Below are 20421 nucleotides of genomic sequence, written 5' to 3'. Positions count from 1 at the left end.
TTAGTCGTCTCTTAATGCTACAATAGGTTTTATTTGTGATGCTTTTTTTGCTGGTAAATATCCTGCTATAGAACCTGCTAAAATTAATGTGATAGTTGCACCTATTATCAATGAAGGTTTTACGCTTGGATCTTTTATAAAATATGTTTCTAGCATAGGTCCTGCCCATTCTAAAATACCCATTCCTACTAATAAACCAACATAACCAGCTATGGCAGTAATAAGAATAGATTCTATTAAAATTATAGAAATTATAGATTTTGGCGTAGCACCTAATGCTTTACGAATACCGATTTCTTTAGTACGCTCTTTTACTATAAAAATCATAATGTTACTTATTCCTACAACACCTGCTATTAGTGTACCAAAACCTATGATTAAAATTATAATTCCTAAAGCTCCTGTCATTTGTCCAACATTTTTGTTGGCTTCAGCCATGTTTTGAATTCTTATAGCTCTTTGATCTGAAGAAGCCACATCAAAACGGTCTTTCATTTTATTGGTAATGGTTCTACCAAAACTAATGGCTTCGTCATAATCCATTTCAGGATTATAGGTCAAGTTAATTTGATCTATATAGTCATTATTACCATAAATACGCTGCGCAGTAGATACCGGCATGTAAATTAAACGCTCTTCGTTATCGTTTCCTTCATCAGTGAATATACCTACAACTTTATATTGAATGCCATTAAGGTTTATATACTTTCCTAAAGCTGTTGTTTTAAGAAATAAGTCTTCTTCAACCAATCGGCCAATAACTACAACTTTAGATTTTTCATCTATATCACGCTGATTGATATAACGTCCTTCTTTTATAGAGGTCATTTCTAGATATTGATGATCTGGATGAACGGCTCTTACAGAGTAGCTATTTTTTTCGTTTCTAAATGTTGCAGTAACATTTCTATAAATTCGTGCTGTGATGTATTGTACTTTATCTGAAAACTCTTCCTTTACATAGTCATAGTCTTCATTTTTAAACTGAATACGTCTGCCTGCTTGTAATCCTTTATGTGCCTTTGCTGTTCTGCCTGCGTAAATAAAAATTGCATTATTAGCATCATCATTAAAGGCGTCAGAAAACGTGTTTTCTAAACCTTTGGCTAAACCAAATAGTATTGCAAATAATAAAATAGCAAACGCCACTGTAAATCCTGATAATAGACTTCGTGTTCTATTTTTATTTATACTTTGAAATATTTCACGCCAAAGATCTAAATCAAACATATTGTTCTGCTCTTACTTGTTCTACAAAAGCATCTTCCATAATAACACCATCTTTTAAACGAACAACTCGCTTACACATGCTTGCTATATCTTCTTCGTGAGTTACCATGAGTATGGTTTTACCTTCATCATTTAATTGCTGAATAAACGCCATAATTTCATGAGACGTTTTAGTATCTAAAGCACCTGTAGGCTCATCTGCTAATAATAATTTAGGATTTGCTGCTAAAGCTCTAGCAATTGCAACACGTTGTTTTTGACCTCCTGATAACTCATTAGGTAAATGGTGTGCCCAATCTTTTAGACCTACTTTTTCTAAATGAAACAATGCCTTTTCTTGTCTTTCAGAACGTTTCATACCTTGATAATATAATGGTAGCGCTACGTTTTCAAGAGCGTTTTTATAGTTTATAAGATTAAATGATTGAAATATAAATCCTAGAAATTTATTTCTATAAATGGCTGCTTTCTTTTCAGTAAGGTTTTTAATAGGAACTTCGTCTAGAATGTAATCGCCTTCATCTGCTTCGTCTAGCATTCCTATAATATTTAGCAATGTAGATTTTCCAGAACCAGAAGATCCCATAATTGCAACCATTTCTCCTTCTTTTACAGAAAGATCAATACCTTTTAATACATGCAAACTAGAATCTCCTATTGGGTAAGATTTATGTAGTTTTCGGATGTTTAACATACCAAATATTTTGATTGATTGTTTAGTCTTATACACATTAGACTATAAACAGCCTAGAATGTTACAATAAAAATAAATAATATTTATTGAGAGGTGTTTTTATAAGTGTTAAACATTTAATAAAGTACATTACTGTTTTTCAAACTGAACGCCTATTTTCATCATTGGATTTGCGTAGTAATAACTTGTTTTACCAAAGGCTTTCCATTTCATTTTTCTTGTCATATGTGTCCATAATTGCCCTCTGTAACTTGACCAAGTAAGTGCTTCCTCATTATAAGTTACAACCAAGTTTGGCGCAGTGAGATACATAGTTTTTTTAGGCTGATTAGGTTTTGGATTTATTGCCTCTATACAAGCACAAATTCCTGAATTGGAAAACGGAATATAAGTCTCATTAAGATTTATAGTTACCTTCTGGTTTTTATTTTTTGGCTTTATGATACTATCAAAACTTGACAGTGGCTTATCTGGAATGTTTTTGGCTTTATTAAATTCATAAAATTTAATTCTATAATATGTAGGAAACATATCATAACCTTCTCTAGGTTTTTTCTTTTTAAGATCAAAAGAAACCCATGATAGCTTGCCTTTTTTACCTTCTTTGTTTTCTATATACAAGCATCGCTCATAACCATAAGGCACAGAAGATCTAAATTTTATTTTACTACGATTAACTCCTAAAGTTTTTACTGATGTATAGGTCTTTTTTTTATTGGAAATAAGAACTTCATCTAAAATAGATTGCGATTCTAAAAGTATAATCTTTACAAAGCTTTGATTAATTAGAGAGTTTACTGGAATTTTTTTAGTCTGGTATCCTAATTGAGAAACAAATATTGTATCACCTAAATGTTTACTAACATTAAAATTAAAAACTCCTAAACTATCAGCCGATGTGCCTATGTTTTTATTCAGAATACTTACATTAGAATATGGTAATGGCTCATTATTTACAGCTGTGATTCGTCCAGAAATGTTTTGTGCTTGTATATTGTTTAGTACAACTAACCCAAAGAAAACACAAAACAGATATTTCATTATTTTTTTTTGGTTCTAAATTTTCTGTAAATAAAAAAACCTATTCCACCTACTAAAATATAGGGTATTGCCATAAGGTAAATAATACCATCATTAATTCCTTTTGCTGTGGCTTGCCCTTCTTCACTTTCTAAAACAGCACGACACATAGCACACTGCGCATTGGCACTAACAAAACTTATTACTGTAAAAACAAGAACTAATATATTTCGCTTTAAATTATACATAGTAAGGAGAGATCATAACATAAACAATTACACCTGTGGTAGCAACATACAACCACAACGGGAATGCTATACGTGCTATTTTTTTATGACGCTCAAAGTTTTTAGTTATTGCACGCACATAAGTAATTAACACAAAAGGTATAATAATGATGGATAACAAAATGTGTGTTATCAGAATAAAATAATACATGTATTTTACAATACCTTCGCCTCCAAATTTTGTTGAATCACTAGTCATATGATAAGCTACATACATAGCTAAAAAAGCAACTGAAAGCATAATGGCAAATTTCATTAGCTTTTCATGAAGTGCTTGTTTTTTTGTTTTTATTGCCCAAAAAGCTATAATTAACACTATTGCTGTGATTGCATTAATGGTTGCATAAATAGGAGGCAAAAATGTTAAAGGCTCAACATTAGGGATTTTAATTCCAAATAATACAGCTACTACAATAGGTATTAGTACTGACAATACAACAATCCATTTATTGTATTTTTTTTCGTCTTGAAGTGTCTCCTGATTATTCATTTAATAGTTTTTTTATGTCTTCTTTTAGCATGGTAATTTCTTCTTTTTGACCGTCTTCATCAACCTTTTCTTCTTGACTAATAACACCAGAATAGAAAATTTTAGGATTATCAAAGTTGTCTTTTCTTGATCTTATGAAACCATTTTTATCAATAAGTGCAAAATTTCCAGAATGCTCAAAACCACCATCAATGTTTTCATTTTCGCCTACATAGATATTAAATCCTTGATTAGCTAATTTGTAAATAGCTTCTTCATCTCCTGTCATTAAATGCCAATTAGGATTTGTAATACCATATTGGTCTGCATAAGCCTTTAAAACCTCGGTTGTATCATAATCCGGATTGATTGTAAAAGATGCAACACCAAAATTTTCGAACTCTTTAAAAGCATTTTGAATTTGTACTAAATTCTTATTCATTTTAGGACAAATTGTTGGGCATGTTGTAAAAAAGAATTCAACAACATAAACTTTACCTAAATAATCTTTTTCGGTAATTGTCTTTCCGTTTTGATCTGTAAAAGTAAAGGCTGGCACTTTTTTAGGTTCCCCGTTTATTTTAATAAACTCTAAAGCAGAATCATCGCTAAAGTTATTATCTTGACCTTGGCTCATTCTATCGTTACGAGTAATGTCATTGTTTTTTACTCTATCAATAATTTTTGGAATAAAAATAATTCCAAATACTAATATGATAAATGCAATGCCTACGTATGAATAATTTGTTTTATCGCTCATGATGTGTTTTTAAATCGTTTGCTCTTCTGGTATTTGAGTCAAAATTCCCTTTACGTTTTTGTCTATATTCTGTAAATAAAACGCGCATATCTTCACTCATTTTATTTTTAAGTTCGGCTACTTCTATACAATTATATGAATATAATGGATATATAGCTGCTTGCTTTTCTATCTCCTTATCTGTACGATCATCTAGACGACCTCTCTGGTTTAATTCCTTATCAATTATAAAAACATTACTTGAAGAAAGATTGTCATCTAGTTTAAAATTAGCATTTAAACTATTAAAAAAAGCCTGAATAGATTGCCCATCTGCAAATGCAAATTGCCAATACTCTAATGCCTCGTACTTCATTATTTCTTGCTTTAAACTTGCTAATTGATGTTTTGCCTCATTAGGTAAAACAACAACTATTTTAAAGGTTTTAAAACCTTTAAACTTATCGTAAACTAGTTCTTTAAGGTTTAAGGCTTCGGTAAGTCTGGATTTTGGATTACTACCAAAAAAGCTTAATACGGTTAAGTGATTTTCTAAATTTACAGGCAAGCCTTCTTCTGTTGAAAAATTAACAAGCTCGCTAACTTGAGGTTTTACAACATCTAGCGCATTGTAATTATGCTTTGCTGGATATAGAAACAATAAAAATGTAACTGGAAGAAAAAACAAAATTCCTAGTATCAGATTTCTTTTTACTTGTTTTGATATCATGTAAGTATATTTTTATTTACATATAAATAAACACTATATGTTTTGCTTTTTAAGAACAGCATAAAGTGTTTGTTATTGATATGCAAAAATAAAAAAAGGCGGTTTAAAAAACCGCCTTTTTTATCTATTTAACGTTGTTCTATTATTAAAACCCGTGTTGTTTTATGTATCCGTTTTCATAAACGCTCTGTACATAACCACCTTCTTGTAATAATATGAAAACTAGGTAACAAATTAAGAATACAGCTGTCCATACAACAACGCGTCTTAATCCTGCTGTTTCATCTCTCATGTGCATAAAATCCCAAGTGATATAATATGCTTTTACTATTGTTAAGATTATAAAAATCCAATTAAGAATTTTCATTCCAATAAAGTGCTCATTTAAAGCTTCAGGCTTATAGATACCTAAAACTACTTCAATCGCTGTGATAATAGAAAGTAAAATTAATACTCCCCAAATTTTTTGTTGATTAGATTTGAATTTAACTAATCCTCTAAATATTTCTAATTTATGTGCGTCTGCCATTTTGAATGATATTATCTAATTAATTAAACTAGGTAGAAGAATGTAAATACAAATACCCAAACTAAATCTACAAAGTGCCAATAAAGACCTACTTTCTCAACCATTTCGTAGCTTTTTCTTCTTTCGTAAGTTCCAATTATTACGTTAAAGAAAATAATAATGTTTAACACGACTCCTGAAAGTACGTGGAATCCGTGAAATCCTGTGATGAAGAAAAAGAAGTCTGCAAATAAAGGAGAACCATACTCATTATGTTGTAAGTTAGCTCCTTCAACAATAACAGCTCCATGATTTTTAAGTTCTTTAATAGATTCTTCTCTTGAAAGTACTGTTTTATGACCTTCTTCATTAAGCAACTGTGTTCTTACTAAAACATTTTCATTTGCAACAACACCGTTTATAACCTCATCTACAGTATAAGCTGGCAATTCAGTTTCACCAACAAACCAAATACCATTTTTACGCTCGTGAGTTGTTCTTTCTTTATGCTCAATTAATGCTACATCTCTTAATGCGACTCTATGTCCATCTGTATCTACCAATTGAAGAATGTTTCCTCCTTTTGTTTCAATAGCACCATAATCTCCTTTAATAAATGTTGCCCATTCCCAAGCTTGAGAACCAACAAATATTACACCACCAATAATGGTTAAGAACATATACAAGGTTACTTTAGCCTTGTTCATATGATGACCTGCATCAACAGCAAGTACCATAGTTACAGATGACATAATAAGTATAAATGTCATAAACGCTACGTAAATCATAGGTAATTCTTGCCCATGTAAAAACGGAACGTGAGTAAACACTTCATCAGCTATAGGCCAATAGTCAATAAATTTAAATCTTGAAAACCCGTAGGCAGCTAAAAACCCAGAAAACGTTAAAGCATCAGAAACGATGAAAAACCACATCATCATTTTTCCATAACTCGCCTTTAAAGGCTCGTTTCCTCCACCCCAAGTTTTACCTTCTGTACCAGTATTTACAACTGTAGTATCCATATGTTTGGTTTAGTTATTAAAAGTTGCACAAAAATAATCATTTTATTTTTCTAAAGAAATATCCCTTGCTAAATTTTAAAGACTCTAAATAAGATATCGCTTTAGTTGATTATTTTATAATATTATTTATTTAAAAAAGTATAAAAAGAAAAATAAGTATAACCACAGAATATCAACAAAATGCCAAAATGTTGCAGCTAGTTCAAACCCTAACATGTTTTCTGCTGTGTATTTATTTCTAAAATGGTTTATAACTACTACTAACAAGCAAATTAAACCAACTACAACGTGCAATATATGCACAATTGCAATAAGATAAATGTAAGACATTGTTACATTACTTGTTGGGCCTGTAAAATTATATCCTGCTTTGATGATATCTCTAAATCCAGAAAACTGGTTGTAAATAAAAATAATTCCTAAAGCAAAAGTAACTAGCAACATACTCGTTGCTAATGGTCTATTGTTATTTTTTAAAGCATATTTTGCTACAAGTAGTGTTACACTACTTACAAGCATAATAACAACACTTATCATAAACGCTTCAGGCATTTCAAAATCGCTTAACCAATCTGGTCTGGTGCTACTTACAACAAACGCACTTGTCCAGCCTGCAAATGACATTACTAATGAAATAATGCCAAACCAAAGCATCATTTTTTTTGCTCTACCTGTTTTTTCTTGTATTGTTCCTTGGGTTAAATCCATGGTTTTTATCTTAAAAATTTATCTAATACGTATACTATTTGAAGTAATGTGATGTAAGAAACACTAGCCAGCATAAGTTGTCGTGCTGCTACAACAGTCATTTTTTTGTATAATTGAATTGCGTAATATAACATACCTAACCCTAGCAAAAACACAACAATAGCAGATATTGGCGTTAAATATAATCGGCCTGTAAAACCAAATACTGGTACAATTGAGACTAAAATTGTCCAAACAGTATACATGATTGTTTGTACGGCTGTACCTTTGTCTTGCTTTCCTGTTGGCAACATAAAAAAGCCACCTTTCTTATAATCGTCAAACAAAAACCAACCTATGGCCCAAAAATGAGGAAATTGCCAAAAAAACTGAATTGCAAACAAAGTGCCTGGCTCAATACCAAAATCATTTGTTGCGGCAACCCAACCTAACATAAATGGAATTGCTCCTGGAATAGCTCCAACAAAAACAGCTAGTGGTGTTTTAGTTTTTAACGGTGTATAAGCACATGTATATAAAAATATAGAAATAGCACCAAACATAGCTGTTTTAGGGTTAATAACATACAAAATAGCTATCCCTAAAATTGTAAAAACACAAGCAATTACAAATGCTGTAGATACTGACATACGCCCAGAAGGAATAGGTCTGTTTTTTGTACGTTTCATTAACGCATCAAGATCTTTTTCTATAATTTGATTGAAAGCATTAGAGGCTCCTACCATAAAATAGCCGCCAAGTGCAAGCAATAATAAAGTCTGATAGTTTACTGTTTCAATACCTAGTAAATATCCAGCTAACGATGAAAACACGACACTTACAGACAAGCGAATTTTTGTAATTTCTTTGAAGTCTGAAATTAGTGATGGTCTTGCTGTTGAAGTAATTGTTTTACCCAAAGTGATATCTTGCTTTATCGCTGATTATATTGCGACTGCAAAGATACTTTGAAAAGTTAATTCTACAAATCAAAATACCAATTAAATAAATCGGTACGGATTCCAAAATTAAACCAAACCGTATTAGATTTAAAGGTTGATACTGTTTGCGCTTCAGGATTAAAGTCTCTAAAAGTTACATCAGCAAAGATTCTTAAGTTTGTTGCTGGGTTTATAACATAACCTGCTTGTAAGTTTCCAAAAAAAGTGGTTGTATTATTACCTTGACCAATAACTACACCTGTATCATAAGGTCTCTCATTATAATTACGGTAAATATCTCCACCGTAACTAAAGTCGTCTAAACCGTCATTAAAATCAAAACCACGCTCGCCAACAACAAGTTTTGCATTACCAAACCAACGTTTATAATGATAACGTCCTATAAGGATAAACTCACTAAAGTTTGCCCCCCAAAGATGCGCCATAGATTGGTTATTATGCCCATAGTTTAAAAAAGTAGTATTATGAGAGTATGTATAAGGTCTTACACGGTTATACTCTGCTTGAAGCATTAAATTTTTTAGTTTAAAAGCATTATAATATTTTATTCCTAATTGGTACCCGTTTTTATTTTTCCAACTTTTATTTCCTGAAGATACATCACTCAACGAAAATTCGTCCAAAATAAACTGCCCATAAACATTAATGTTATCATTTATTTTATATTTCGCTGAAAGCCCCATAATAGCATTTCCTGAATCTTGGCCTGTTTCAAACTCTATTGCTCGGTAAAATATAATAGGATTAATATAATTGATATCAAAACCTCTATTAGCTGTTTTAGCCCAAATAACAGATTCAAAAAAACCAATATTTAATCGTTTGGTAGCATTCCAACTTAAAAAGTGTGTTGCCATATACTTACTTAAGTAAGCCCCGTTTATATCAGTAGCACTTGGTCTTACGTCTTTAAGCCACATCCATGTATTGGTATATTTTATTTTCCAAAAGGTGGTGTTCAGTTTTAAAAAAGGCGAAGGACTTGCTACATCACTAACAAATAAGGACCTATAACCATCGCCAATAAAGTTTTTACCGTGACCAAACTGTACGTTAAAAAACGATACTGGTGTGTAAGATAGATAAGCTTCAGCTACTGGATAATCAAAGGCATCTGTATTAAATCGTTTTGCAATACCTCTGCCCGGCACAATACCTGCTTCATCAACGGCTTTTATTGATTCAGCATATTGATTATAGTATTCAGGAAAGCGGCCTTGACTTTCAAAAACCGATGCATAAAAATTAAATTTCTTTCCTAAACCTCCTTGAATATTTACGCCTCGAGTATTATTATATGTTGTTCCAAAACTTGCATCAGTGTCTTTTCCTACTTCAAAATCAAAAATAGGGTCTATTGCAAACCAATAATGTTTAGCCTCAACACGTACCAAGCGTTCGTTCCATAATTTTCTTGACACAAAAGAATCTGATCCTTTTTTTAACGAATCTTTTTCTGCTTTGAAATCATAATATCTTGAAACATCTTCATAAACATAAGGCTTTGAAGCTGTATGGCTATTAGTACCAACTAAATTTACGCTTCGGTCAAATCTAGAATAATAACTGTGTGTAAACGGAATATTTAGCTGACTTTCATATTCTTTTCTTGAGTACGGCTTCAACTTTTTATTTACACTATCATACTCGGTTTTTGAAGCTTTCTCTAACGCTGTTAGTTCATTAGGATCTGCTGGTGATTTTGACAAATCTTGGGTTGTAACAGCTTGGTTTACCAACGGAATTTTAATAGGAATAGAATATTGCTTAAATGTTGGGTTACCGTTATAAGTTGCAGGCTTTATTTTAGGCAATTCATCAAAAACACGTTTAGCTTCTTCTTTAAGCGATTCGTATACAGCATCAACATAAATAACTCTAAAATTTCCTTCTTTATCAACTTCAAAAAGCACAACGACATCGCCTTTATAGTTTTCTGAAGTTACCGTTTCAGGAACATTAAACGTATTAAATATATGTGTGAAAATTTTATTATCGAAACATGATTGCAACATCTCAATATCTACATTTTCACACTCGGAAAATGTTGGTGGTTTTTCGTATAAAAAATTGGTTTGTGCTAAAAAACTATATTGAATAAATAGAAAGCTTATTATTACAAATTTCTTCATGTTGATACGTATGAATTTGAATGTTGAAAGATACTATTTTTTTAATAACAGCCATATAAAAAGCCGTTATCTAAATACTTAATAACGGCTTATAAAAAATAACATTATGTAATAGCTTTAATTTCGCACATCAAACCGAATTGGTAATGCATAAAGTACTTCTACATTTTTTTCACCATGTTTTCCTGGTGTCATTTGAGGTAGTTTTTCTATAACCTTGTTTGCTTCTTTTTCTAATTGTGGATGTGGTGCTCTAGACTTTATATCTACTACGTGTCCGTTTTTATCAATTTTAAAAAGCACATTGATTCTTTGAATTCCTGAAAGCCCCAAATCTTGTGCTAAATCAGTATTAAATTTTTTTTGAACGAATTTTGACATTTTTTGAGACAAGCATTCGCGTCGTTCTTCATTTGATATTGCATATTCGCAACCAGGAAAAATTGGCACTTGTTCTACTAGCATAACATTCATAGGAGGTAGATCTACCGGTGGTTCGTAAACAGTAACACTTCCTGGGTCGAGAACTGGTTCATCTGAAGTTGTTTGTGGAAAAATCTCGGATTCCTCTTGAGAATCATCATCATTGTCAACAACGTCTGGTGTTAGATAGGGATCATAACTACGCTTTGTTTCCTGTTGTTTTTCAGGTTGCTCTTCATAAACCGCATACGTTTCATTATAAACATAAAGATCTTCTTGTGGAAGGTCATGAATAACTTCTGCTGCGTAAGTTTTTGTTTTAAATGTCATTTGAAACAACCCATAGGTTACAAACAGAGACAGTATTAGTCCTATTTGAAAATAGAGCGTTGAGTTTTTTTGTAAATTTGCATCATGCTTTTGTGGCTTTTTTGTACGAGACTCATTTTGGCGAATGAGCTCGTGATTCTTTTTAATAGAATTCATAATAATATAGTTTAAATGTTAATATTATTATAAAATCACAATAAGCATACCAAAAAAGAAATCCCGTTATAAAGTTTATAACGGGATTTTAATTTTTTACAAAAACGTGAGTATTTACTGCACTTGGAATTTAATTGGTAAGTAGTAAGGTACTCTTACAGCTTTACCTCTTTGCATTCCAGGTTTCATTTTAGGTAGCATATTTACTACACGTTGTGCTTCTTGCTCTAATTTTGGGTGTGGAGCTCTTGACTTAACATCTACAATGTTTCCGTTTTTATCAATTTTAAAGAATACACTAATTTTTTGTACTCCTGATAGTCCTAAATCTTGAGCTAAATCTGTATTAAACTTTCTAGCGATAAACTTATTTATCTTTTCGTTCATACATGCTTTTTTAGCATTGTTATCTCCTTTTTCACATCCAGGAAAAACTGGTACATTTTCAATAATTGCAAAAGGTACTTCAACGTCTTCTTCTACTTCTTCTACTTCTACTTCTTCTACTTCTACAATTTCTTCTTCTTGACTTGTTTCTGTAGATTCTATAACTGTTTCTTCCACTTCTTCTTCGTCTTCAACAACCTCAATAACTTCTGGTGCTGCTGGTGGCGGTGGTGGCGGTGGTGGTGTTTGAAGTGTTTCAGTAATTGGAACTTCTTCTTCTAATTCTTCATCTAGGTTTAATTTACCTATATCTACAGTTACTTTGTCATAGGTTTTATAATTTATAGCATAGTTTGCTAAAAATAACATTAATGCAAGACCAATTGCAAAAAACAGTGAACTGTTTCTACCTACATTTGCTTTAGGATTTTTTTTAGGTTCCATATTATTCTTTTTTTCCTGATTGCTAAAATAACCATTTATCTGGCAAAAAAGCAAACGATTATTATTTTTTAACTTCTGTTTTTATTTTATATAACAGTATTATAACTGCTATAAGTACTCCTACTGTGTTTGATAGGATGTCAAAAACATCAAAAACTCTTGTGCTTGTGAATACTTCTTGTAATACCTCAACTATTATACCAAAAATTATTGCTGCTACACTAACGTAAGCTAAAGCTTTTATTGGCTTTAGTTTAAACTGCTTTTTTATAGTGTAATACCATAGTGAGGTTAAAATGGTATAGGATAAAAAATGAAAAATTTTATCACTATATGATGGTGCTACATCGTCTACGCTATCAAAATCAATAGTGATTAGGCAAAGTGTTGTGAGCACAATGGTATATCCTATTGAAATGAGTAACGCAGATTTATTATGCACCTATCAAATCTTTATAATCACTTGCAGACATTAAGTTATCAAACTCTGAAGTATCAGAACACTTTACTTTTATCATCCAGCCATCTCCATAAGGGTCTGAATTTACTTTTTCTGGTTCGTCTTCTAGAGATTCGTTAAACTCTATTATTTCACCAGATACTGGTAAAAATAAATCTGACACGGTTTTTACGGCTTCTACTGTACCAAAAATCTCTTCTGCATCTAGTGTTTCGTCTACTGTTTCGACTTCTACATAAACAATATCTCCTAGTTCGCTTTGAGCAAAATCAGTAATACCTATTGTTGCTACATCACCATCTATCTTAACCCATTCGTGGTCTTTTGTGTACTTTAAATCTGCTGGAATATTCATTAGTTGTATTTATTAATTTCTGTTCACAAATGTATTTATTCAATTTATAAATTCAAACAAATAATACTAACTGTTTTATAATTTGTGATTCCTTTTTACTTATTAGAAAAATTAATTCCCAAAATTATAACGCAAGGTTATTCCTGAACGTATTGTTGTTTGAGGAAATGCTGTTGAAATGGCATACTCTGAAAAAGCGTAATCAAAATAGAAAAGCGCTGTTAAACTCTTACTGAATGAGTAATCGGCAGAGAATTTGGCAGACCATATTGTTTGTCCAGATGTTATTTGGTTATTGTCTACATCTAAATATCTAATGATTGTTTTGTTATCACGACGAGAAACATCTGCTTTCATGTTTATATCACTAACAATAGTTTTTCTTGGTCCAGCTAATTTTGATTTAATTTTTACGTCTTTCACTCTATATCCTAGTCCTAAAATATATTCGTTACCTTGAACTTCTGTCATTAAATTGTTGTCAAAACTTAATGATAATAATCTGTCTTTTTTCATTTCTGCAAGGATCTTGATTGAGTTATTCATCTCCATATCTATTCGCAGAAGTGGGCTAAACATTTCAGATAAGTTTATGTTACTGTATAGAGTTTCGTTTTTATAATTACCGCCTTGGTTTATGGCGTTTAGTGGCTGATCATCATAAGCTACACTAAAATCTATTGGTTTATAATCTAAATTTGACCTGTATTGATTTATAGTGTAATTAGAACGATAACCATGAACTAATGAAAAACGCTTAAACCTATCTTTAAACCATTTTAAGTTCATTAACCCTGTATACTTAATATCCCAGTTTGGTATTGGGATATCTCGTAATGCAGATAATTTTACCTTACCGGCATCTTGTCCTGAATATGCTGCTAAAAATGCAGGTAATAAAACAGACTGACTTGTTTTTCCAAATCCTTTTGGAAATCCGTTAACGTCATTGTTTTCAAAATTGTTAGGGTTATTTAAATCAATACCTCTTTCTTGTGCTAGTCTACGAGCTACTAAAAGTCTGTTTTCTTTAAACTCATTAAAGGCCTTTGATTGCGCTTCATCACTACTACTAAATGCTGTTTTTATTAAAACAGTAGAGATGTTGAAGTTTCCGTAAGTATTAGGTGTTAATGATTCGTACTCATATTCACCATTGAAATTATTTACACGATAGTTTTCGGTATAGTTTTCAGAATAAACTCTGTTTCCTACTAAATCTATTTGTAAATCATTAAGCGGTTCAACATTTGCTGAAAAGTCTAATTGTTTGGTTCTATTTGTTGTGTATTGCTCATTAAATTCTGGGTATAATGTCAACCATCCTTTTCTTGCAGCTTCTTCTCTTACATCTCTTTGACTACCAAATGTAAACCCTGTAGTTGGTTTTAATGTTCCTATAAAGCCTGGCGATTGTGTGTATCCAGGTAAATAGGTTCCGTTTGTTTCAGAATAGTTTAACTGAATTCGCTTAACACTCGTTAATAAATCTATACCTGCATTTAAGAACTTGGCACCTGTATTTTTTGATTTTTTAGGGGCAGCATCTTTATTGTCTTCAGCTCCAGGAGGCATTGTTTTAGAGTTACGTCTAGCTGCTAGAGAAGCAGTTCCACCTCTTCTTATGTTTTTCTTTTTAAGACCTATATAATTATACAACTTACTCATATTTAAAGTTGTATTAATGTTATGCTGATTTGCGTTTGAAATTGTATTTCCTAAATCGTATGTTTTACCATCTACTTCTAAATCACCGAATAAATCTGAACCTTTTTGCCATTGAAATTCTCCACTATAAGAATAAGTAGCATTTATAAAGTTAAATGTTGGTATCTTATTTATTGGAATTTCATAGTTAATTCCTAATTGTTGATATTGACTATTTGGGTCTCCAAAATCAAAAAATCCGTCCCAAATGTCTAGTTCAGGGTCTTGCTTTCCGTTTATAACATCATCTATAAAATAGTTTCTAACAATATTATTATTTGATGCTGTAAAGTTTAATTGCAAAGATTTTGTTAGGTTATAGTTTAGTGTGTAACCAAAATCAAAAGTATAGTTACGTCTAAAAAGTTCTTCAAGTGCAATGTTTGCTCCTGTTAAATCTGTGTCTCTAAATTTTTGCTTATTATACTGCCTGTTAAAGTTTGTTGTAATTGTGAAGTTAGACGGCAATAAGTTAAGATTAAAATCTTTTAATAGTTTCCAGTATTTACCAGTAAATAATGAATCATTTTTCTTAAAAGGCTCAATATTTACAGGCTCAAAATTATGTGCATAGTTTACTCCCGCTCTTAAGCTCTTGTCTACAGAGTTTTCAATTTCAAAATCTCTATGCTCTACCTTATTATAAGAATAGTTGAATGTTAAATTTTCTACATCATAGAATCTAGGTTTTGCATCTCCTGTTCTGTTTTTCTTAACTCCTATAAAGTTTATACTTTTTCGTTTTGTATAATCTTCTGATTGTTCTAAAATTTGATCTTCTTCAGCACTAGAGTTTGCAGCATCTAATCGAGATTCTAAAGTTAAATCTTTATAAAACTGATCATATTTTGGTGTTATTGTTTCTTCTCCTACGCCATAGTTAAAAGGAATTTGAATACCCCATTTTTTTGGTAATAATTGTCCAACATTCACATTTGTAACAACATCATATTGAACAACATCTTCTCTACTACGCTCATTAGGGCCTTGCTCTATAGTTCCAAATCCTGCTGTGCTTTGTCTACCAGTAGCACTTACTGTAGCAAAATCTGCTATGTTTGAATCCATGCTTAAAATAGCGGCCCAACCGCCTTCATTATCTAATTCAGCTAATCGTAATTCGTTATACCATAAGGTTGCACACTCTTCTGTAGTTGAAGCATTTTTAACACCTACCATTAAGGTTCTAATGTCTCCAAAGTTAGGATTACCTTTTATAGCTACACGTTGTTGTCCTATAACATAAGGTGCATATTCATTTACAGAATTTGCACTAATAACTTCGTTTACAACATCATAAAAAGTTGCATTAGGACTACTTATATTACCATCACTTATTGCTCTAGCTTTTATATCTTGAAGTACTTTTAACGGAATATTAATCTCGTTTTCAGTTGGCCATAATGCCGCACTAGAAATACCTTGAGAAACTTTTAACGGAACTTCTATTTGATAATAGTTTTGAGTTAAATCGTTACCCATTCTTATAAAACCTACTAAATCGCCATCTGCTAATCCAGGAGTTTCTCCTGGTTCTGCATGCATAAACATTCTCAATCGCTTGTATTGACGCATATCTACACTAATATTTTTGTAAACAGCTCTTGCATCATGAGATTCTAAATCGCACACATTTGCTACTAATGATTGCTCATTTTGACGAATTACAGTATTGTTATTAAACAACTCTTCTGGTGTAACTCCTGGAGGAGATTGATAGCTACCATCATTTTCAAGTGTACTAATAACTCCTATACTAAAATCTGTATTATCTAATTCAGGGTCGCCTAAATCTTCATCAAGTGTTTGTGTGTAACGTCTCCATTCGCTTCTTACTAAATCTAATGTTCCAAAACGAAAAACAGTTGCCTCTGAAAACTCTTTAAGATACATACGAGCAAAACGAATAGATCTTAAATCTGAAATACCTCCTATAGCATTGGTAAATTCGCTAACAGGGATTCTAAATTGGTACCATTTTGGGATTACTGTTTGACCATTAGGTAAAACTCTAAATTCAGAATCTTTTATATCTACAACATAAGGGTTGTTTATATTTAATGATGCTGGTGTGATATCTAACTCATACTCAAAATAACTATCTATTGTATTCATTGTATTATCACGGTTTACATCTTCTACATCTGGTTGTGTTGTTGCTCCACGATTCGTATCAGAAAAAGTATCTGGTGAATTGCCTTCTACACCATTGTATCTTTTATAACGATCAAATACATTACCAGAAGCATTTAAGAAATAAGCATAATTATCATTAGCAGGATCAGGTAATGCTGCATAATTAGGAAATGCTTGTTGTTCTTCTGCATCATCATAACCATCATAACCTACATCTTGATTTGCACGTTGTTGTCCTGTTGTATCAAAGGCATAAATCAATGATTGGTTTTGTGGGTAAACTGTTCCCCAAGATGATTGTGGTAACATAGCTGCATTTCCATCATCTGGCAAACCGTTTTCATACAGTTTTCTACCATCTTTTATAATATCTTCTGAAATATTCCCTAAATTGAATACTAATTTTCCTCCTGGATTTGCACCATTTTCTTGATATGGATCTTGTAACCAAAACTCAATATATTCAACATTGGCTTGTTCAAAATCAGTAGAGGTTAACTGTCTTGTTATACCTGCCCAAGAATTTTCTGGGTTTGTTAGTGTGTTTGAAGGAATATCAACTCCTGTTGTTTGAAAGTTATAAGGACCTCTTTCTGATGGATAATACGCTAAATCTAAAGTGTATAAAACTGTTGTTTGCCCTTGAGCTATATCTTGCTGTGGAAATAATTCATTTATAAAAACACGGCTGGTAAAAAGACTTGAAATATCTTCGTTTGAAATTCCTCCAGGACTTTGATTACTGTAAAAAATTGGATCAATTGTATACCAGTTTAATAAAGCTCTTCCAAATCCGTTTTGAATTCCTAAATCATCATCTCCTGGCACACTGCCTGGAAGTAATCTTGGTCTACTTGAAAGAAACCATGATTGCGGGGATTTTAAATCAATATTATTTTGTGTTCCTTCAAAATCATCAATATATGATGTTGCTTCTCCTTGAAAATCGGTTCCTTTTGGTGCTCCTGGAGCTAGATAGGCAAATTCTCCTCTTAAAGAAATATTTGAAGGTACATCGGTATCTATATTAGGTAATTTGTTGACCATTCGTGTTAAGAAAGGCACTTCGGTAGAGTAATTACCATTTAAACCAAATATGTGGTTATTAATTGGCTCTTGACTATAATTTGCTTTTTGAGTTATTGGTCGTTCATTTAAATGTAACCATGTTGCCCCTAAAACAAAATTCTCATTAAATTTATGTTCTACATTAATTCCTGTAAAACGTTTGGTTTGTTGCCCAAAAATCGCATTGTTTTCAGTAGATACTTGAATAGGTGTATTTGAAGCTTTTAATGCTTCATCTAGTATTTGAACTGTTCCTAATTGGTAATTTACTGTATAATCTACACCTTCTACAAGTGTTCTTCCTCCTGCTGTAACATTTACTGAACCTCTTGGTACGTTAAAAGCTCCTATTGAAATACCATCACTACCTGAAGATTTGTAACGCCCTTTTATTTTAAACTTATTCTTATCTGCTTCTTCTAAAGCAGCTGTTTTAGTTTCTTTATAAAGAACATCAAACACATATTTTGCTTGGTTAGGGTTATAAGTAGCATCGTTGTTATAATCTTCAGTCCCTGTAGATAATACCTCAAATAAATATTCTCCAAAAGGTTCTGCTTTTGTGAATATTATTTTTCCGTTTTGAGGTAGCACAGTAATGCCTGAAACAAAATCAAAGAAACCATCACCACCTTGTTGCGGATCGTTATTAAAGTTTAATCTATCTAAATTAAACAGCCTTAATAATGTTGTATTCTCTATTAAATCGTCACTTGATGTTGATGGCGTAATCGGGTTACCGTTTACATCAACGCCAAAAGTTCCACCTACCGGCGAAATAAAATTTAAAGGAGATGCTTCGTTGTAAAAAATATTTAGTTTAAAATCTTCTTGACTTAATTGATATGCTCCAGTATCATAAATGTTTTTCATCATCAAATCCCAAATAGGTTGATTTACATTTGTTACTGGACTTTTAAGTAATTTAACTATTAAGCTATTGTTAGTCACAACAGGTATTGTTCCTGTTCCTCCTGTATTATCTATTCCTGTTGCGTCTACTCCATCATTTGCAAATTCTCCTACTTGGTATACTTGACCTCCCACAGTATATTGGAAAGCAACACCTAAAACTTCATCATTATTTAATCTCTGATTTAGAGAGATATAACCAAGTTGCGAGTTTAATGTATACTCTTGTCCTTCTTGTAACTTTCTGGCATTTTCTAATTTTGCATAATCAGAACCTTCATTAACGCTAGCTGATAAGCTACCAAAACCTTGTTGCGCTGTTGCTATATCTCTTATTGCTGTTGTTAGAATAGATCCTGAACCTATTCTTGTAGGGTCAAAATCATTATTGCCATTGTTTGGATAAGCATTTGGTCCTGCATTGATAAAGCCTCCAGGAATTGGGTTTAAGTAAATATTATTGGCATTAGGATCTGGATTTGATTCACCTAAATCTTGTAATGCAACAACATTTCTAACGTTTTCTGTTTGATTGCTTCTATTTGTAACCCAAACTTCAACTCTGGTTATTTGTACATTGGTATTTATAAACGGATAGTTTTCTAATGCTTTATCATAGTTATCTCTAAAATAATGCGCTAAAAAGAAGTGTCTATTCTCATCGTAATCTCTAGCAAAAAAGTCAAATTCTTCTAAAGTACCGCCACCTTGAGCTACAACAGTTCTGGTATCAGATTTTTGTTCAGAAAACACACCGGTAATAGTTGTTTTTCCAAATTGCAACTGTGCTTTTACACCAAATAAACTTTGTGCGCCTGTTATTAGAGAACTGTTAAGAGGCATACTTACGTTACCAACTTCAATTTTCTGGATAATATCATCTTCTGTTGGTGTGTATTCTAATTTTATTAAATTTTGAAAGTCAAAAGTAGATTCAGTATCATAATTGGCTGTTACTTGCAACCTAGTACCTACTTTACCTAATAAGCTCAAGCTAATTCTCTGATCAAAATCAAAAGTAAAGCTACTTCGGTTTCTTGGTGAAAATGCTGGATTATCTTGTTTTGTAAATAAAATTCCTAAATCCATTTCTACAGATCCTTGCGGAATTACCTCTATGGTATTACTACCAAAAATGGTTTCAAAAAAGCCTGAATTCACATAAAATTCTGGAAGTAAATTTTTTTGTTCTTCTTCAGCTCCTTCTTTTTTACCATCAAAAGCATCGGTTTTTTGCTTATAATATTCTTTTAATTTCTCTTTAATAACTAAATCCTGAAATTCTTCTGGTGTAAGAATAATTGGGTAGTTTATATTGAAATTACCAACGGTTTCTGTATAAATATATCTATCTGTTATTGGGTCATAAGTGTATTTAGACTCTATGCTGTTAGGGTTAGGCATTTGTAAATTACCTAAACTATGTCCTGTTTTAATGGAGTCTTGAGCTACAGGCTCTTGAGACCAAGCAATAGATGTAAGCAACAATATAAAAACAGTGAGTAAGCGTGTTTTTTTTGATATACAAAAATTATAGTTGGTTGTAGTATTCAAAATATA

The 20421-nt window shown here is 31.8% G+C and carries 17 protein-coding genes; all 17 read right to left on the bottom strand.

Annotated elements, in window-relative coordinates; translation table 11 throughout:
• Positions 1-1230, bottom strand: coding sequence for an ABC transporter permease (locus ACN5J3_RS02640; RefSeq protein WP_418509087.1), 1230 nt, complete (start codon positions 1228-1230; stop codon positions 1-3).
• The gene (locus tag ACN5J3_RS02635; RefSeq protein ID WP_344727848.1) at positions 1223-1924 is read right to left on the bottom strand and encodes an ABC transporter ATP-binding protein; all 702 of its coding nucleotides are present in this window, start codon (positions 1922-1924) and stop codon (positions 1223-1225) included. The genes ACN5J3_RS02640 and ACN5J3_RS02635 overlap by 8 nt, the downstream gene beginning before the upstream one ends.
• A 129-nt stretch (positions 1925-2053) precedes the next feature.
• Positions 2054-2965 carry a carboxypeptidase-like regulatory domain-containing protein gene (locus ACN5J3_RS02630; RefSeq protein WP_418510672.1) on the bottom strand — a complete coding sequence of 304 codons (912 nt, stop codon included), beginning with the start codon at positions 2963-2965 and terminating at the stop codon, positions 2054-2056.
• Positions 2965-3192: a hypothetical protein gene (locus tag ACN5J3_RS02625; protein ID WP_344727840.1), complete on the bottom strand. Its 228-nt coding sequence runs from the start codon at positions 3190-3192 to the stop codon at positions 2965-2967. The genes ACN5J3_RS02630 and ACN5J3_RS02625 overlap by 1 nt, the downstream gene beginning before the upstream one ends.
• Positions 3185-3721 (bottom strand): DUF420 domain-containing protein, encoded by a 537-nt coding sequence (locus ACN5J3_RS02620; RefSeq protein ID WP_418510671.1) that lies wholly within the window; start codon positions 3719-3721, stop codon positions 3185-3187. The genes ACN5J3_RS02625 and ACN5J3_RS02620 overlap by 8 nt, the downstream gene beginning before the upstream one ends.
• Positions 3714-4460: an SCO family protein gene (locus tag ACN5J3_RS02615; RefSeq protein ID WP_418510670.1), complete on the bottom strand. Its 747-nt coding sequence runs from the start codon at positions 4458-4460 to the stop codon at positions 3714-3716. Before ACN5J3_RS02615 ends, ACN5J3_RS02620 begins: the two co-directional genes overlap by 8 nt.
• Positions 4450-5169 (bottom strand): hypothetical protein, encoded by a 720-nt coding sequence (locus ACN5J3_RS02610; RefSeq protein ID WP_418510669.1) that lies wholly within the window; start codon positions 5167-5169, stop codon positions 4450-4452. Before ACN5J3_RS02610 ends, ACN5J3_RS02615 begins: the two co-directional genes overlap by 11 nt.
• A 145-nt stretch (positions 5170-5314) precedes the next feature.
• Positions 5315-5698: a cytochrome C oxidase subunit IV family protein gene (locus ACN5J3_RS02605; protein ID WP_418509081.1), complete on the bottom strand. Its 384-nt coding sequence runs from the start codon at positions 5696-5698 to the stop codon at positions 5315-5317.
• A gap of 23 nt (positions 5699-5721) precedes the next feature.
• Positions 5722-6702: a cytochrome c oxidase subunit 3 gene (locus ACN5J3_RS02600; protein ID WP_418510668.1), complete on the bottom strand. Its 981-nt coding sequence runs from the start codon at positions 6700-6702 to the stop codon at positions 5722-5724.
• Between the two features lie 126 nt (positions 6703-6828).
• Positions 6829-7410 (bottom strand): cytochrome c oxidase subunit 3, encoded by a 582-nt coding sequence (locus ACN5J3_RS02595; protein ID WP_418510667.1) that lies wholly within the window; start codon positions 7408-7410, stop codon positions 6829-6831.
• A gap of 5 nt (positions 7411-7415) precedes the next feature.
• Positions 7416-8309 carry a heme o synthase gene (cyoE, locus tag ACN5J3_RS02590; protein ID WP_418510666.1) on the bottom strand — a complete coding sequence of 298 codons (894 nt, stop codon included), beginning with the start codon at positions 8307-8309 and terminating at the stop codon, positions 7416-7418.
• Between the two features lie 62 nt (positions 8310-8371).
• Complete coding sequence (locus ACN5J3_RS02585) at positions 8372-10483, bottom strand: gliding motility protein RemB (RefSeq protein ID WP_418510665.1); 2112 nt, start codon at positions 10481-10483, stop codon at positions 8372-8374.
• Positions 10484-10600: 117 nt separating this feature from the next.
• The gene (locus ACN5J3_RS02580; protein WP_418510664.1) at positions 10601-11392 is read right to left on the bottom strand and encodes an energy transducer TonB; all 792 of its coding nucleotides are present in this window, start codon (positions 11390-11392) and stop codon (positions 10601-10603) included.
• A 114-nt stretch (positions 11393-11506) separates the two neighbouring features.
• Positions 11507-12223, bottom strand: coding sequence for an energy transducer TonB (locus ACN5J3_RS02575; protein WP_418509075.1), 717 nt, complete (start codon positions 12221-12223; stop codon positions 11507-11509).
• Between the two features lie 61 nt (positions 12224-12284).
• Entirely contained in the window at positions 12285-12665 is a 381-nt protein-coding gene (locus ACN5J3_RS02570) for a VanZ family protein (RefSeq protein ID WP_418509074.1), read from the bottom strand.
• Positions 12658-13038, bottom strand: a complete 381-nt coding sequence (gene gcvH / locus ACN5J3_RS02565) for a glycine cleavage system protein GcvH (RefSeq protein WP_418509073.1) — start codon at positions 13036-13038, stop codon at positions 12658-12660. Before gcvH ends, ACN5J3_RS02570 begins: the two co-directional genes overlap by 8 nt.
• Before the next feature lie 111 nt (positions 13039-13149).
• Positions 13150-20415, bottom strand: coding sequence for a cell surface protein SprA (sprA, locus tag ACN5J3_RS02560; RefSeq protein ID WP_418510663.1), 7266 nt, complete (start codon positions 20413-20415; stop codon positions 13150-13152).
• Positions 20416-20421 lie beyond the last annotated feature (6 nt).

It is taken from the genome of Corallibacter sp. (assembly GCF_048381695.1).
Taxonomy (GTDB): domain Bacteria; phylum Bacteroidota; class Bacteroidia; order Flavobacteriales; family Flavobacteriaceae; genus Corallibacter; species Corallibacter vietnamensis.
Note: the sequence above shows the minus strand (reverse complement) of the source record. Positions and strands in the feature narration are given on the sequence as shown.

Coding starts and splice junctions, on each gene's coding strand:
- ACN5J3_RS02610 (WP_418510669.1), bottom strand. CDS start 5,169: ATGATATCAAAACAAGTAAAAAGAAATCTGATACTAGGAATTTTGTTT.
- ACN5J3_RS02580 (WP_418510664.1), bottom strand. CDS start 11,392: ATGAATTCTATTAAAAAGAATCACGAGCTCATTCGCCAAAATGAGTCT.
- ACN5J3_RS02575 (WP_418509075.1), bottom strand. CDS start 12,223: ATGGAACCTAAAAAAAATCCTAAAGCAAATGTAGGTAGAAACAGTTCA.
- ACN5J3_RS02635 (WP_344727848.1), bottom strand. CDS start 1,924: ATGTTAAACATCCGAAAACTACATAAATCTTACCCAATAGGAGATTCT.
- gcvH (WP_418509073.1), bottom strand. CDS start 13,038: ATGAATATTCCAGCAGATTTAAAGTACACAAAAGACCACGAATGGGTT.
- ACN5J3_RS02595 (WP_418510667.1), bottom strand. CDS start 7,410: ATGGATTTAACCCAAGGAACAATACAAGAAAAAACAGGTAGAGCAAAA.
- ACN5J3_RS02620 (WP_418510671.1), bottom strand. CDS start 3,721: ATGAATAATCAGGAGACACTTCAAGACGAAAAAAAATACAATAAATGG.
- ACN5J3_RS02625 (WP_344727840.1), bottom strand. CDS start 3,192: ATGTATAATTTAAAGCGAAATATATTAGTTCTTGTTTTTACAGTAATA.
- ACN5J3_RS02615 (WP_418510670.1), bottom strand. CDS start 4,460: ATGAGCGATAAAACAAATTATTCATACGTAGGCATTGCATTTATCATA.
- ACN5J3_RS02640 (WP_418509087.1), bottom strand. CDS start 1,230: ATGTTTGATTTAGATCTTTGGCGTGAAATATTTCAAAGTATAAATAAA.
- ACN5J3_RS02600 (WP_418510668.1), bottom strand. CDS start 6,702: ATGGATACTACAGTTGTAAATACTGGTACAGAAGGTAAAACTTGGGGT.
- ACN5J3_RS02605 (WP_418509081.1), bottom strand. CDS start 5,698: ATGGCAGACGCACATAAATTAGAAATATTTAGAGGATTAGTTAAATTC.
- ACN5J3_RS02585 (WP_418510665.1), bottom strand. CDS start 10,483: ATGAAGAAATTTGTAATAATAAGCTTTCTATTTATTCAATATAGTTTT.
- ACN5J3_RS02630 (WP_418510672.1), bottom strand. CDS start 2,965: ATGAAATATCTGTTTTGTGTTTTCTTTGGGTTAGTTGTACTAAACAAT.